Annotated in this window: 11 protein-coding genes and 1 pseudogene; 9 read left to right on the plus strand and 3 right to left on the minus strand. The window is 63.7% G+C overall.

What is annotated here, in order from left to right:
- Nucleotides 1–5 precede the first annotated feature (5 nt).
- A complete protein-coding gene (locus CGK93_RS07500) occupies nt 6–665 on the minus strand; it encodes a response regulator (RefSeq protein ID WP_089594282.1) in 660 nt (219 codons plus the stop codon).
- Nucleotides 658–2,357, minus strand: a pseudogene (locus CGK93_RS07505) (ATP-binding protein). Before CGK93_RS07505 ends, CGK93_RS07500 begins: the two are co-directional and overlap by 8 nt.
- A 156-nt stretch (nt 2,358–2,513) precedes the next feature.
- On the opposite strand from CGK93_RS07505, the gene CGK93_RS07510 reads away from it, so the two are divergent.
- The 5 genes from CGK93_RS07510 to CGK93_RS07530 all read left to right on the plus strand — a co-directional run bounded on the left by CGK93_RS07510 (nt 2,514) and on the right by CGK93_RS07530 (nt 8,606).
- Nucleotides 2,514–4,010, plus strand: a complete 1,497-nt coding sequence (locus CGK93_RS07510; RefSeq protein ID WP_089594283.1) for a CitMHS family transporter — start codon at nt 2,514–2,516, stop codon at nt 4,008–4,010.
- 593 nt (nt 4,011–4,603) lie between these two features.
- Nucleotides 4,604–4,900 carry an Asp-tRNA(Asn)/Glu-tRNA(Gln) amidotransferase subunit GatC gene (gene gatC, locus CGK93_RS07515; protein ID WP_089594284.1) on the plus strand — a complete coding sequence of 99 codons (297 nt, stop codon included), beginning with the start codon at nt 4,604–4,606 and terminating at the stop codon, nt 4,898–4,900.
- 4 nt (nt 4,901–4,904) lie between these two features.
- Complete coding sequence (gatA, locus tag CGK93_RS07520; RefSeq protein ID WP_089594285.1) at nt 4,905–6,467, plus strand: Asp-tRNA(Asn)/Glu-tRNA(Gln) amidotransferase subunit GatA; 1,563 nt, start codon at nt 4,905–4,907, stop codon at nt 6,465–6,467.
- A complete protein-coding gene (gene gatB / locus CGK93_RS07525) occupies nt 6,467–7,975 on the plus strand; it encodes an Asp-tRNA(Asn)/Glu-tRNA(Gln) amidotransferase subunit GatB (RefSeq protein WP_089594286.1) in 1,509 nt (502 codons plus the stop codon). The genes gatA and gatB overlap by 1 nt, the downstream gene beginning before the upstream one ends.
- A gap of 73 nt (nt 7,976–8,048) precedes the next feature.
- The gene (locus CGK93_RS07530) at nt 8,049–8,606 is read left to right on the plus strand and encodes a hypothetical protein (RefSeq protein ID WP_089594287.1); all 558 of its coding nucleotides are present in this window, start codon (nt 8,049–8,051) and stop codon (nt 8,604–8,606) included.
- Here the strand turns inward: CGK93_RS07530 and CGK93_RS07535 are convergent, their stop codons facing one another.
- Nucleotides 8,607–9,602 (minus strand): formylglycine-generating enzyme family protein, encoded by a 996-nt coding sequence (locus CGK93_RS07535; RefSeq protein ID WP_089597274.1) that lies wholly within the window; start codon nt 9,600–9,602, stop codon nt 8,607–8,609. It abuts the gene before it with no gap.
- 292 nt (nt 9,603–9,894) lie between these two features.
- Between CGK93_RS07535 and CGK93_RS07540 the strand changes: the two genes are divergently transcribed.
- The 4 genes from CGK93_RS07540 to CGK93_RS07555 all read left to right on the plus strand — a co-directional run bounded on the left by CGK93_RS07540 (nt 9,895) and on the right by CGK93_RS07555 (nt 14,739).
- Nucleotides 9,895–10,929, plus strand: coding sequence for an ABC transporter permease (locus tag CGK93_RS07540; RefSeq protein ID WP_089594288.1), 1,035 nt, complete (start codon nt 9,895–9,897; stop codon nt 10,927–10,929).
- Between the two features lie 42 nt (nt 10,930–10,971).
- Entirely contained in the window at nt 10,972–11,895 is a 924-nt protein-coding gene (locus CGK93_RS07545) for a carbohydrate ABC transporter permease (RefSeq protein WP_089594289.1), read from the plus strand.
- A 76-nt stretch (nt 11,896–11,971) separates the two neighbouring features.
- A complete protein-coding gene (locus tag CGK93_RS07550) occupies nt 11,972–13,630 on the plus strand; it encodes a sugar ABC transporter substrate-binding protein (RefSeq protein ID WP_089594290.1) in 1,659 nt (552 codons plus the stop codon).
- Between the two features lie 56 nt (nt 13,631–13,686).
- Nucleotides 13,687–14,739 (plus strand): LacI family DNA-binding transcriptional regulator, encoded by a 1,053-nt coding sequence (locus CGK93_RS07555; protein WP_089594291.1) that lies wholly within the window; start codon nt 13,687–13,689, stop codon nt 14,737–14,739.
- Nucleotides 14,740–14,759: the final 20 nt, after the last annotated feature.

Genomic DNA, 14,759 nt, shown 5'->3' on the forward strand with positions numbered 1-14,759 from the left:
TTGGCTCAGGCCGGGACGCCGTAGCGGTGTTCCGGCCGGCCCGTGGTTCCGTAGCGCAGCTGGATTTCGACGGCGCCATCGTCCGCGAGCGAGGACAGGTACCGTTGCGCTGTTGCCCGGGAAACGCCAACCCGTTCCGCCACCTCGGCCGCTGAATACTGCTCGCCGGGAAGCAACGATTCCAGGACGGCCGCCTCGGTTGCCGAGCGGGGTTTCGCGGCAGGGGTGACGTCACCGGGAATCAGGGAGCGCTTGGCGCGTTCAATGGTGGTCTGGTCCACGGCGGTCTGCTGGCCCAAGATCCTGCGGTACCTGGCGTAGGACCGGAGTTGCTGGGACAGGGACTCGGCGGTGAACGGCTTGAGCATGTACCCCAGCGCGCCGCGTCGCAAGGCAACCTTGATGGATTGCGCGTCCGAGGCCGCTGTGAGCATCACGGCGTCGACGTCCAATTGGCCCAAGAGGTCCAGGCCGGAGCCATCCGGCAGATATACGTCCAGCAGCACCAGGTCCGGGCGGAGGCTGTGGATCGCCTGCAGCGCTTGGGACACGGATCCCGCCGGCGCCAAGGCCATGAACCCGGCCACGGAATCCACATAGGCAGCATGGAGCCTTGCCACGTGGAAATCGTCGTCCACGATCAAAACCCTCAAATCCTCAGCCACTGCTGTCCTTCCTCACCATCGAGTCGGCCCCCGTGCCCGCATGCTCTGCGGAATCCATGACGCCGGGGATGGTTGCCATGAACACCGCCCCCGGACCGCCGTGGCTGCCGGGTTCCAGAACCCGGACGTCGCCGCCGCGTCTTCGGGCGAGCTGCCGGACCAGCGCCAGCCCCAAACCTTGTCCAGCCCCCGAGCGTACCGGTTGTTCCGACGTCGTAAATCCTTCTGCGAAGAGCTCTTCGGGTTCGAGGCTCCCCAAACCGTCGCCCGAGTCTCCCACCACAATATGCAAGGTCCCCCGGTTGTGGTGGCCTCGTCCAGCAGTTCAATATCCACCCAGCGGTCCGCTGCGGAGCCGGCGACGGCGGCGCTCACCGCGTTGTCGATCAGGTTGCCGAGCACCGTGGTCACGTCCTGCGGATCGGCCACGTGCCCACGGACCAGCGTTTCGGGCCCGACGCGGAGGGCCACGCCGCGTTCCGAAGCCTCCACGCCCTTGGCGCCAACGAACGCCTGCAAGTACGCATCCTGCAGGAGTTCAGCCTGCTCCACCGGGAACTTCAACGGTCCCGTTGCGGAGATCCGGGCCAAGTATTCCTTAGCCGATTCGTACTGGCCGATGCTCATGAAACCCGCGATCGTGTGGAGCTGGTTGGCGAACTCGTGGCGCTGGGCGCGGAGGGCCGTGGACATGGTTCCCACGGCGTCGAGTTGGCGGGTGAGTTGCTGGAGTTCCGTACGGTCGCGCAGCATAACCACCCAGCCAAGGTCTTCCTTGCGATGCCAGGCCTTGCGCGCACTCACCACCAGAACGCGCCCGCCGGCAACAATTTCCACGGCCTCCGCGTCACGTGCTGCGGGCTGCGTGAGCTGCTTGAGTTGCCCGGGAACGGCGGCGGACGCCCAGTCCTGCCCGGTGGCATCGGGCATGTCCAGAAGCCTGGCGGCTGCGGCGTTGAACACGGAGATGCGCCCGTCCGCCGCGATACCGATCACGCCGTCGTCCACGCCTTGGAGTACCGCCACCTGGTCGTGAACGAGGGTGCTGATTTCCTCGGGCTCTAGCCCGAGGGTGAGCCGCTGCAGCCTGCGGCGGAGCAAGAACGACGCCAGGACGCCGGCAAGCAATGCTCCGCCCGCGGTGAGGGCAATGGGTACGATGTCGCGGGCCAGGCTGTTGCTGAGAGACTCCACGGAGTAGCCGACGCTGACTTCGCCCACGATTGCTCCGGACGTGTCCGGCGAGTACACCGGCACCTTGGCACCGGCCGATGGTCCCAACGTTCCGGTGTTGCGGGTAGTGATTTCCTCACCACCCAATGCCACCGAGGGGTCCGTGCTGACGCGTTCACCCAGCCGTGCGGTCTCCGGGTGGGCCAGCCTGAGGCCGGTTTCGTCCGTGATGACCACGAACAAGGCGCCGGTGCGGGCCCGTACCGCCTCGGCAGCTTCTTGCAGGGGACCGACGGCGAGTACTTCCGGGGGAGGCGTTCCTTCTTCTTTGCTGATGACTTGCACGCCGGACCTGACACTGGGATCCGCGGCGACCGTCCTGGCAAGGGTGAGCGCTTGGTTCTCGGCTTCGGTGCCGATCCGTTCGTACACCAGCCAGGCATGGACCGTTCCGCTGAGCAGGACCACCAGCAGGACAACCCCCAGCTGGAGGAGAAGGGTCTGGGTGGAAAACCGCATGATCCATTGAATCACTGAGCACAATGCGCAAAACGTTCGTAACGAGCAGTATTCCCAACAATTCCTGGAAACCCCTCGCCGTGACCGGCGCCACCATATCGTCTGTAGTGCGCATCACACCGACGTGGCGCCATTCACAGTAGTAAGGAGCCGGCCGTGCTGGTTTTGCTTGGATTCGCAATGATTGCGGTATTCATGGTCCTGATCATGACCAAAAAATTGACGCCAGTACTGGCGCTGATCATCGTCCCTACCGTCTTCGGCCTTTTCGCCGGGGCGGGCCTCGGCATCGGCGACATGGTGATGGACTCGATGAAGTCCATGACATCCACGGCCGCGCTCCTCATGTTCGCCATCATCTACTTCGGCCTGATGATCGACGTCGGCCTGTTCGACCCCCTGGTGAAGTTCATCCTGCGCAAGCTGGGCAACGACCCCGCCAAGGTTGTCCTCGGCACCGCGATCCTCGCCGCAGCAGTCTCCCTGGACGGCGACGGCTCCACCACCTTCATCCTCACCACTGCAGCCATGCTCCCGGTGTACCTGCGACTCAAGATGAGCCCCGTGGTCCTCACCTGCGTCGCGGGCCTCGCCAACGGCACCATGAACATCCTCCCGTGGGGCGGACCCACCGCCCGCGCTGCGACAGCCCTGAACCTTGATGTCAACGACGTCTTCGTCCCCATGGTCCCGTCCCTCATCGTTGGCCTCATCGTTGTCCTGGTCTTCTCTTGGCTGCTCGGTCTGCAGGAACGCAACCGCCTCCGCACCACTGCCCCCGAAATTTGGGGCGACGTCGCCGATCCTTCTGAAGCGTTCGACGGCGGCACGGGCCGCGGCGGTGCTGTCGCCGCAGGTTCGGGCCCGGGTTCAGGCTTCGGCGCCGGCAGCTTCGGCCGCAACGGTTCAACCGCAGGCAAGCCGGGAACCGGCGGAGGTGCCGGCGTCGCGATTCTCGAAGACCCTGCCACGCTGGTGGACGATCACGACACCGCCATGGCGGACACCGCGCTGGACCCCAACCGCTCCACCTTGCGTCCCAAGCTGTTCTGGTTCAACCTGGGCCTGACCGTCGCCGTCATGGTGGTCCTGGTGGCCAACATCGTTCCACTGCCGTTCGTTTTCATGGTGGGATCCGCAATCGCCCTGCTGGTCAACTTCCCCAAGGTCAAGGACCAAGGCGCCCAGCTGATTGCCCACGCACCGTCCATCGTCGCCGTCGTCAGCATGGTCATGGCCGCCGCAGTCCTCACAGGCGTCCTCAACGGCACCGGCATGGTCAAGGCGATGTCCGAGTGGCTGGTCCAGATCATCCCCGCGGACATGGGTCCGTTCATGGCGATCATCACCGGTCTGCTCAGCATCCCCATGACCTTCTTCATGAGCAATGACGCCTTCTACTTCGGTGTCCTTCCGGTCCTCTCCGAAACCGCCGCGCACTATGGCGTGGATGCAGTGGATATGGCCCGCGCCTCCATCACCGGGCAGCCCTTCCACCTGCAGAGCCCCTTGGTTCCCGCGATCCTCCTGTTGGTGTCCCTCGCCAAGGTAGACCTGGGCGACCACCACAAGAAGGTCCTCTGGCGCACGGCAGTTGTCTCAGTGGTCATGCTGGCAGTCGGAGTCCTGACCGGAGCAATCGGCATCGGCTAACCTGCCGCGCAGCACCCCAACCCGGGTGCGCCGAAACGCAATCCGGTCCAAGCATCCTCCCGGGGGCGGCCTGAAATGGCCGCCCTTCGGTGCAAAAGGACCCAGACATCCTCCGCGTGCTGCTCCTTCGTCGCTTTGACGCACGCTTCCGGATGCCTGGGTCCTTTTGCGAGAGGGCACCCGCTTCAGTCCGCACAATAAAGGAAGCCCCGCCCCGCCCATCAAGCCCACCCAGCCCACGGCCCCACCCAACGGGGAAGCAAAGTCCGACATGGTCCGCCCGAGGGTCTTTTTGGTTGGGGGATCCCGGAGCAGCGTGGGCACCGATCGCAAGGTGAGATGGGCAGGGAGGCGGCGCCCGGAGACATCCTGCCGGTCGCGTCTAAGCTGGGCCCACGCCGTCCGGGTTCCCTGGCCGAGCTTGCGAGGTTAGGGAGACGGTGGGGCGGAACGAGCGAGCGACCAAAGGATCGTGTCCGAGCGGCCGCCGAAGGCGACAACACTCACCGAGCGGGCCGCAGCCCGCGTACGGCGGCGCACCCAAGACAAGTAGACTGGTTCGGAAAACCATTTGAACTTTGCAGGGGAGATCCATGGCTGCGATCAACCGTGACGACGTCGCGCATCTTGCGCGTCTGGCTCACATTGAAATGAGTGCCGAAGAACTGGACAGGATGGCTGTTGAGCTTGCTGTCATTGTGGATTCGGTGAAGAGCGTGAGCGAAGCTGCGGGGGATGATGTCCCGGCGACGTCGCACCCGATTCCGTTGACCAATGTGTTCCGCGAGGACGTTGTGGGCCACACGTTCACGGCTGAGCAGGCGTTGTCCGGCGCTCCGGATGCTTACGAGAACCGTTTCAAGGTCCCGGCAATCCTGGATGAGGGCTAATCACATGACTGAACTGAAGAACGAACTCATCCACCATTCCGCAGCCGATCTCGCTGGGAAGCTTGCCGCCCGTGAGGTGACCGCCGTCGAGGTGACGCAGGCGCACCTTGACCGGATCGCCCTTGTTGATGGCGGAGCCGACGGTATCCACGCATTTTTGCACGTCAACACCGAAGAGGCTTTGGCCGTTGCAGCCGAGGTTGACGCTGCCCGCGCTGCCGGTGGTTCCGCAGCTGAGGACCTGCACGCCCTCGCTGGCGTGCCGATCGCTGTGAAGGACCTCATCGTCACGATCGGCCAGCCCACGACGGCTGGTTCGAAGATCCTTGAGGGCTGGCACAGCCCGTATGACGCCACCGTAGTGAAGAAGCTGCGCGCGGCTAAGATGCCCATCCTGGGCAAGACCAACCTGGATGAATTCGCCATGGGTTCCTCCACGGAGCACTCGGCGTACGGCCCTACCCGCAACCCGTGGGACCTGGACCGCATTCCCGGCGGTTCGGGCGGTGGCTCCGCTGCCGCCGTCGCCGCTTTCGAAGCGCCGCTGGCGCTCGGTACCGATACCGGTGGCTCGATCCGCCAGCCGGGTGCCGTCACCGGAACGGTTGGCGTGAAGCCGACGTACGGTGCTGTTTCCCGTTACGGTGCCATTGCCATGGCGTCGTCGCTGGACCAGATCGGCCCGGTTTCCCGTACGGTCCTGGACTCGGCGCTGCTGCAGGAAGTCATCGGCGGCCACGATCCCTTTGATTCCACGTCGCTGACCGATCCGTTCAACGATCTTGTTGCTGCCGCCCGGGTGGGCAACGTTGCCGGCATGAAGATCGGCATCGTGAAGGAACTTCACGGCGAGGGCTACCAGGCCGGCGTCGAGAACCGTTTCAACGAGTCGCTTCAGCTGCTGAAGGATGCCGGCGCCGAAATCGTTGAGGTTTCCTGCCCCAACCTGAAGTATGCCTTGGGTGCCTACTACCTGATCATGCCGTCCGAGGTGTCCAGCAACCTGGCTAAGTTCGACGGCGTGCGCTTCGGCATGCGCGTCCTGCCCAAGGACGGTCCCATGACCATCGAGCGCGTCATGGGTGCGACCCGTGCCGCAGGCTTCGGCGAAGAAGTGAAGCGCCGCATCATCCTCGGTACCTACGCCTTGAGCGCCGGCTACTACGACGCCTACTATGGCTCAGCTCAGAAGGTCCGCACGCTGATCCAGCGTGACTTCGACGCAGCTTTTGCGAAGGCCGACGTCCTGATCTCGCCCACGGCGCCCACCACGGCGTTCAAGCTGGGGGAGAAGCTGGATGATCCTCTGGCGATGTACCTGAACGACGTCGCCACCATCCCCGCCAACCTCGCTGGCATCCCGGGCTTGTCACTGCCGGGTGGCCTGGCTGACGAAGACGGCCTGCCTGTTGGCATCCAGTTGCTGGCTCCTGCCCGCCAGGATGCCCGCCTGTACCGCGTGGGTGCGGTCCTCGAATCCATGCTCGAAGAGAAGTGGGGCGGTCCGATGCTTGCGCAGGCGCCTGCTCTCGGTGCAGTATCCAACACCGCCGGAGGTTCCAACTAATGTCCGTCGACGCAACCCTGAGCTTCGAAGAGGCCATGGAGAAGTACGATCCCGTCCTGGGGTTCGAGGTCCACGTGGAACTCAACACCAAGACCAAGATGTTCTCCTCCGCGCCGAACGTCTTCGGTGACGAGCCGAACACCAACGTCAACGAGGTTGACCTGGGCATGCCCGGCGTCCTGCCGGTAGTGAACAAGACGGCTGTGGAGTCCTCCATCAAGATCGGCCTTGCCCTGAACTGCAAGATTGCCGAGTCTTGCCGCTTTGCCCGGAAGAACTACTTCTACCCGGACACCCCCAAGAACTTCCAGACCTCGCAGTACGACGAACCGATCGCCTACGACGGTTACCTCGACATCGAGCTCGAGGACGGCACGGTCTTCCGCGTGGAAATCGAACGCGCCCACATGGAGGAAGACGCTGGCAAGCTGACCCACATGGGTGGCGCTGCAGGGCGCATCCAGGGTGCCGACTACTCGCTGGTGGACTACAACCGTTCCGGTGTGCCGCTGGTGGAAATCGTCACCAAGCCGATCGAGGGCGCCGGCAGCCGTGCGCCGGAGCTGGCCAAGGCGTACGTCGCTGCTGTTCGCGAGATCGTGAAGAACCTTGGTGTTTCCGATGCCAAGATGGAGCGCGGCAACGTCCGCTGCGACGCCAACGTTTCCCTGCGCCCGCACGGCCGGGAACGCTTCGGTATCCGTTCGGAAACCAAGAACGTGAACTCGCTGCGCGCCGTCGAACATGCCGTCCGCTACGAGATCCAGCGCCACGCTGCCGTTCTGGACTCTGGCGAGCCGGTCATCCAGGAGACGCGCCACTGGCATGAGGACACGCGTTCGACGACGTCCGGCCGGCCCAAGTCCGACGCCGACGATTACCGCTACTTCCCGGAGCCGGACCTGGTTCCGGTTGTCGCCTCCCGAGAGTGGGTGGAGGAACTCCGCGCCACCCTTCCCGAGCCGCCGGCCGAGCGTCGCAAGCGCCTCAAGGAAGCCTGGGGCTACTCGGATCTGGAATTCCGCGATGTGGTGAACGCCGGTGTCATGGACTCTATTGAGGAAACCATCGCAGCCGGTGCATCCGCAGATGTTGCCCGCAAGTGGTGGATGGGCGAGATCGTCGGCCGCGCCAAGGTGGCCGACGTCGATCCTTCCGAGCTCGGTGTCACGCCGCAGGTCATCGTGGAGCTGAACAAGCTGGTAGAAGACGGCAAGATCAACAACAAGATGGCCACCCAGGTCCTTGACGGCGTCCTCGCCGGCGAAGGAACCCCGGCGGAGATCGTGGAGAAGCGCGGCCTTGCCGTGGTGTCCGACGACGGTCCCCTCCTGGAAGCCATCGACGCAGCACTGGCAGCACAGCCGGATGTCGCGGAGAAGATCCGAGGCGGCAAGGTCCAGGCCATCGGCGCGATTGTTGGCGGCGTGATGAAGGCCACCCGCGGCCAGGCTGACGCTGGACGAGTCCGTGAACTCATCCTGGAGAAGCTCGGCGTCGAGGGCTAACACCCGTTGTTTCCATCAAAGTAGGCCGCAGTTTTACTGCGGCCTACTTTGCTTTTGGGCGCACAATGGATGCATGGCCACACTCTCACCGGGCCTCCGGAAGGCCCTCCTTGCCGGCGGAATCGCCGTCGCCCTGACCGGTGGCGGGGCCGCCGCTGTCTGGGCGGGCACCCAAGCCAGCCCCTCGCCGTCGAGCGCTTCTGCCTCACCCGGCCCGTCCGTGTCCGCGAAAGCCAAGTCCACTGAGGGCCGTGGCCAAGCAATTCATGGAGAGCACGTGGTGAAGCAGCAAGACGGGACGTACCGCACGGTGGTCACGCAGACCGGAACCATCGAAGCGGCCAGTGTTTCAGAGGTGACCGTGAGAAGCGACGACGGCTTCACGCAGCGCTACGCGATCACCGCGGACACCCGGATTTCCACAGTTCCTCCCGACCTTCCCGGGCACAGGAACGGCAGGGGTAAGCCATCCCTGCCCGTAGCTACCGCTGCCGACCTCAAGTCCGGCGATACCGTGCGAATCAGCGGCACTCGGGAGGGCGATACAGTGGCGGCTTCCAGGGTAGTGGCCGGACAACTGCCGGCCGGCCTCAAGGGCGGACACGGGCACAGGGGACACGGCCCCAAGTAGTCACAGGGCCACAGTTCTGAAGCCCAGATTGCCGCTGGCTGAGTCCGGGGTGTTCGAGCTCCGCGCAGCCAGGCGATAGCGGTTGCAGTAGGACTCGTGGCAGAGGTATGAGCCACCGCGCATCACCCTGCCCCGGCCGATGGTGGGCCCCTGCGGGTCCTCGACCGTTCCCTGCGCCAGGCAGGTTTTGTAGTACTTGGGCAGGAACCAGTCGCTGCACCATTCCCACACATTCCCGCTGGTTTGGTAGAGCCCGTAACCGTTGGGGCTGAAGGACCTGGCGGGTGCGGTGGTGAGGTAGCCGTCGTCTTCGGTGTTGCGGGACGGGAAATCGCCTTGCCAGATGTTGCAATTGTGCGCGGCGGTGCCTGATGGGTTGTTGTGGAGCTCGTCGCCCCACGGGTATCGCCGTCCCGCCACCCCGCCGCGGGCCGCGTATTCCCATTCGGCTTCCGTCGGTAGTCGTCGGCCGGCCCATTCGCAGTACGCGAGGGCGTCGTTGTGCGACACGTGGGTCACCGGGTGGTCCGGGATGTTTTCCCACTTCGAGAGGGGCCCGGCCGGGTGCGCCCAGTCGGCGCCGCGGACGTTAAGCCACCACGGGACGTTGTTGACCCGGTTGAGAATGTCATGCGGACTGGCTTTCACGGCGAGGTGGAACACCGCTGATGTACCAAAGATCTCCGACTCGGTGCGGTGGCCGGTGGCGTCGATAAACTGTGCGAACTCCTGGTTGGTCACTGTTGTGGCGCTGATCCGGAATGGTGAGACGGCGACCTCGTGCAGCGGTGATTCGCCGTCGCCTTCATAGCCCTCGTCGAAACGATCGCCCATGGTGAACGTCCCGCCGGGGATGTCGACGTCGTTGGTCTGGTGCGTATGGTTGGTCCCGGCTGTGCCGCTGGTCGGGTGTCCGCCCACCGCGCGCAGGGGGAGCGCCAGCCCCGGCGTCGAGTGTTCCCGGGCGCCGGCACCCGGGCTGCAGCAGTCTGCCATGTCCACCTTCTGTCTATAAACCAACTGCTTGTACTTTAGCGGGGTGCGGTGGCCTGCCACACGCTCCTTCCCAAACCCCACGGGTGGACCGCTTTCCGCCGCGCACTCCGGCGTCGCACCCCGACTCCAAGCAAACCCGCGGCCTTCCCTAAGTGACGAAATGTGATTTCTGCACTCAGTTTCGATCATGATCTTGCAAAAAGAGATGCGGGTCACTTATGGTTTGTTAAACGGTTAACGAGCGTGGCTTGGATCACATTGATGATTCCGGCTCGGCACTTGAGGAGACACCATGAACTCGACGACGGAACAGGCTCCGGCATTGCCCGAAGCCCGCCGGGTCGCAGCGCCGGCACGGGGGAGCGCCCCTGGGGGAGGATCAAAGAAGCGGAAACGGAGCAAGGCCCCGCAACAGAGTTTCCGGTCCCGCCTGCGACGCGACAAGCAGATGCTGCTCATGATGGTCCCGGGTGTGGCCTTCCTGCTGCTCTTCTTCTACATCCCCATCCTGGGCAACGTCATCGCGTTCCAGGACTACCAGCCGTACTTGGGCATCGGAGACAGCTTGTGGGTCGGCTGGCAGAACTTCGTGGACCTGTTCGGGAATCCGGACTTCGTCCACGCGTTCTGGAACACCCTGTACTTGGCCGCCTGGCAGCTGGTCTTCCTGTTCCCGGTGCCGCTGGTACTGGCGCTGATTGTTGATTCACTGATCAGTACCAGGGTTCGGCGGATCTTCCAGAGCATCGCCTACCTGCCGCACTTCCTTTCCTGGGTGCTTGTCATCGCGTTCTTCCAGCAGATGTTGGGCGGCGCTGGTTTCGTCAACAACCTGCTGAGGGACTGGGGCATGGATCCCATTCCCTTCATGACCAACCCGGAAACCTTTCCCGTCATGGTGGTCGTCCAGATGATCTGGAAAGACGCCGGCTGGGCAATGATCATCTTCCTGGCAGCCCTCGCAAGCATTGACGCTTCGCTCTACGAAGCTGCGGCGGCTGACGGGGCCGGCCGCTGGCGCCGGATGTGGCACATCACCCTTCCCGGGTTGAGGCCCGTGATCGTGCTCCTGCTGATCCTGCGCATCGGCGACATCCTCTCAGTCGGCTTTGAACAGTTCATCCTCCAGCGCGACGCTGTGGGCGCCGGGGCCGCAGAAGTGCTGGACACCTTCACCTACTACACCGGCGTAGTAGGAGGTGGCTGGAGCTCAGGTGCTGCAGCCGGCCTCGCCAAGGGCGTGGTCAGCGCCCTGCTGATCTACGGCGCCAACAAACTTGCCCACCGCTTCGGCGAAGACGGAATCTTCGCAAAACAAGTGCGCTGACAGCCACGCTGACCCGCGCGCCTGCCGCACAAGGAGAACCCCATGGCAACAACACTTTTTACCAGGAAACCCCGGGAGCTTAGCTACAACCCCAAGCGCCCGGTGTGGAAGGAGAAGCCTTCCGCCCTTTACCAAACGATCAAAGCGATAGTCCTGATCGTCTTCAGCCTGTCCATCCTCACGCCCATCCTGCTGGTGGTGTCGACATCCCTCGCTGACACCGAACAACTGGTGAAGGCAGGCGGCTTCGTACTCTGGCCCGAACGTCCCACGCTGGAGGCCTACGCCACCATCTTCAAAGGCCCCATGGTGCTGCAATCGCTCGGCGTCAGCATGCTGGTCACCGCGGTGGGCACCATCCTGGCCCTCTTCGTGACCATCACTATGGCCTACGCCACCAGCCGCACCGTGCTCTTTGGCCGTCCCGTGATTCTCGCTGTCCTGTTTACGCTCCTGTTTGCGCCTGGCCTGATCCCGTCGTTCCTGATGATCCGTCAACTGGGCCTGCTCGATTCTTTGTGGTCGCTGATCCTCCCGGGCATCTTTGGAGCCTTCAACTTTGTGGTGATGCGATCGTTCTTCATGAACATTCCGGGCGAACTGATCGAAAGTGCCAGGATCGACGGCGCCAACGACTGGCAAATCCTGTGGCGCATCGTGATGCCACTGTCCAAAGCCGTGATCGCCGTCGTCGGGCTGTTCTACGCCGTCGGGTTCTGGAACTCGTTCTTCAACGCGCTGCTTTACATCAACGATCACAGCAAGTGGCCCATCCAGCTTTTGCTCCGCAACTTCGTGGTCCAGGGCAGTGGCGCGGCGGACCAACTGGGAATCACCACCACCCCGCCGCCGCAGTCCATCCAGATGGCCGTAGTTGTCGTGGCATTGGTCCCGATCCTGATGGTCTACCCGTTCCTCCAGAAGCACTTTGCCAAGGGCGTCATCACCGGCGCCGTCAAGGGCTAGCCCCCCTCCCAAAGTCCAGAAAAACCCAACGCACTCAAACCTCAGAGAAAAGCAAGTAACCAGAAAGGGTTATGCCATGACGAGCACTACCTCTCAGGCTGGATTCAGCCGCCGCGGTTTCCTTGGCCTCGCTGGCTTGGCCGTGACCGCTGCAGGCTTGTCCGCCTGCGGTGGTGGCGGAACCGCGAGCAACGGAGGCGCCGCTGCCTCCGCGTCGGTCAAGTTGCCCACCTATAAAGAATTCACCGGCGTCACCCCGGACATCGCGGGCAACGCCAAGGGCCTCCAAGCCGGCTACTTCAAGCTGCCCACTGCTGTGCAGTCCGTGAAGACGCAGCCGCTCAAGGGCAAGGTGACCGGCCTGACCGAAACCTTCGACACCATGAGCCCGGGCCTGAAGGACAACCCCTTCTGGCAGCGGCTCAACGCCAAGCTTGGCGGGGACCTGGAGCTCCAGATCGCCGAAGACATTGGAGACGGCTACCCGGCCAAATTTGCCACCGTTCTGGCCAGCAACGATCTCCCGGACATGATGTGGGTTCCACCGAACCAGGGCATCCCCAACGTCGGTCCCATGCTGGAGGCCAAATTCCAGGACCTGACGCCGTACCTCTCCGGTGACGCCGTGCTGGAGTACCCCAACCTGGCTGCACTGAAGCCCGATTCCTGGAAGACCGCCGTCGTGAACGGCAAGATCTGGGGAGCTCCCATCCCCAGTACCCCGTTCGGCCAGGTGTACTTGGGAAACCATGACATGTGGTCCAAGGTTGGTGGCTTTGAAGCTTCCAGTGCCGACGAATTCCTGGAGAAGGCCAAGGAACTGACCCGTCCCGGTGACCAGCAATATGCGCTGGAGCCGGCCTACATCAACGCCCTCCACATGGTCACGGAATGGTTTGGCGCCCCCAACAGCTGGGCCGTCAACAAGGACCGCACCCTGACCCACCTGTATGAAACCGACGAATACCTGGCCGGTGTGGAGTTCACTGCCAAGATGTTCGCGGCCGGTGTGTTCTACCCGGACTCCAAGGCCACGGACATCCGATCCCGTGTGGCAAACGGCAGTGTGGCCGCGCAGGTTGTGGTGGGCCCGCACGATATCCGCAGCTACCGTGCCCTGAACAAGACCGCCCGGTTCGATGTCCTCATTCCGTTCAGTGCCGACGGCAAGGTCAAGCCTGTGTACGACATGGGCTATGGCACCGTAGGTTTCACGCCGTTCAAGAAGGCCGAAGAGGGCAAGATCCGCGAACTGCTGGCGCTCATCAACTACCTGTCGGCGCCGTTTGGCACGGTGGAGTACATGCAGAAGAACTTTGGCGAGCTCGGCGAGGACTACACCATCGACGCCTCGGGCAACCCGGCGCGCACCGAAACGGGAACCACCAACGCACCTGGCCTCGTCTCGGCGCTGAACATCATGTCCAGCCCGGAGAACGTCATCTTCAACCCGGGATTCGACGACGACACCCGGTACGTCAGCCAGCAGGAGGAGAAGCTCCTCGAATTCGCGTGGCGCAACCCCACCAACGGTTCCTACTCGGACACCAATGCCAAGGTGGGAGCGAAGATCACCAAGCAGCTTCGCGACAAGGTGGTGGACATCATCACCGGCCGCGCCAAGATCGACGAGCTCAAGGATGCCGTCAAACGCTGGAAGAGCGAAGGCGGCGACAAGATGCGCGATGAGTACCAGGCCGCGTTGGACCCCAACGTCCCGGTGTTCAGAAGCTAGCCTCAAACCAACAACGAACCAACGCGCCAAGACACAGAAGACCAGCAGGGGGAACCATGGCAAAAGCAAGCACCACCGGAGTCCGGCCCACCATCCGCATGGTGGCCGAACTGGCAGGAGTGTCCACGGCCACGGTCTCCTACGTGCTGTCCGGGCGCCGCGGTGACGGCGGACCGGGAGTCTCGGACCCGACGGCGGAAAAGGTCAAGGCGGCTGCGGAGCGGCTGGGCTACCGCCCCAACCAGGCGGCCCGGGCCATCCGGACAGGCCGCACCAATACCGTGATCCTGTCGCTGACCATGCTGTCCGATCCTTGGTCCCTGTCCGTGATCGAGGCCGTTCAAAAGGCGGCCGGTCCTTTGGGAATCACACCGATGATCCTTGGAGACGCCGACTGGGTCAAAGTGCTCGGCACGCACAACGCCGATGCCGTGTTCGTTGACGCCGTCCGTCCTGACCAGCAGGGTGCCTTGCGCAAGCTGGCAGAGCACGGAACCACCCTGGTGGTTTTTGACGAAGAGGTCGCAGCGGACGGCTTTGACGTCATTCGATCCATCGCAGGGCCAGGCTGCCGCATGGCCGTGGAGCACTTGCTCCACGGCCATCGCAGGATTGCTTGCCTGACTCCTGCCACGGCGGCCGGCACGTCCGGCGGCACGCGGTACCGGGCCTACGCCGAGGCGCTGGAGCAGGCGGGCATTCCGGAACGCGAGGACTACGTGGGGTTGTTCGATGGCACCAGCGCAGGGGCATATGCCGCCGCGACCCGGGTGCTCAGCATGCCGGACCGGCCAACTGCCATCTATGCCACCACGGATTATGCAGCCGTCAGCGCCATCAATGCGGCCCAGCGTTTAGGTCTATCCGTAGGCGCCGATGTGGACGTCATCGGCGTGGGCAACACCGTGGAGGGTGAACGGATGTCGCCCTCGCTCAGCACCGTAGGTCCAGTGGATTTCTTCGACAAGCTGGCCAGGCTGCTCCTGCGACGGGCAACTGGCCCTGTTGACACCACCGCAGCGGAGGAACCGGACGTCCTGGACTTCCCGTGGCACTTGTTCGTGCGTGAATCGGCGCCGCACCGCAGCGCCGCAACCAGACTTTACTAAGAAACAGAAGAAGGAAATTG

This window comes from Arthrobacter sp. YN (genome assembly GCF_002224285.1).
GTDB lineage: Bacteria > Actinomycetota > Actinomycetes > Actinomycetales > Micrococcaceae > Arthrobacter.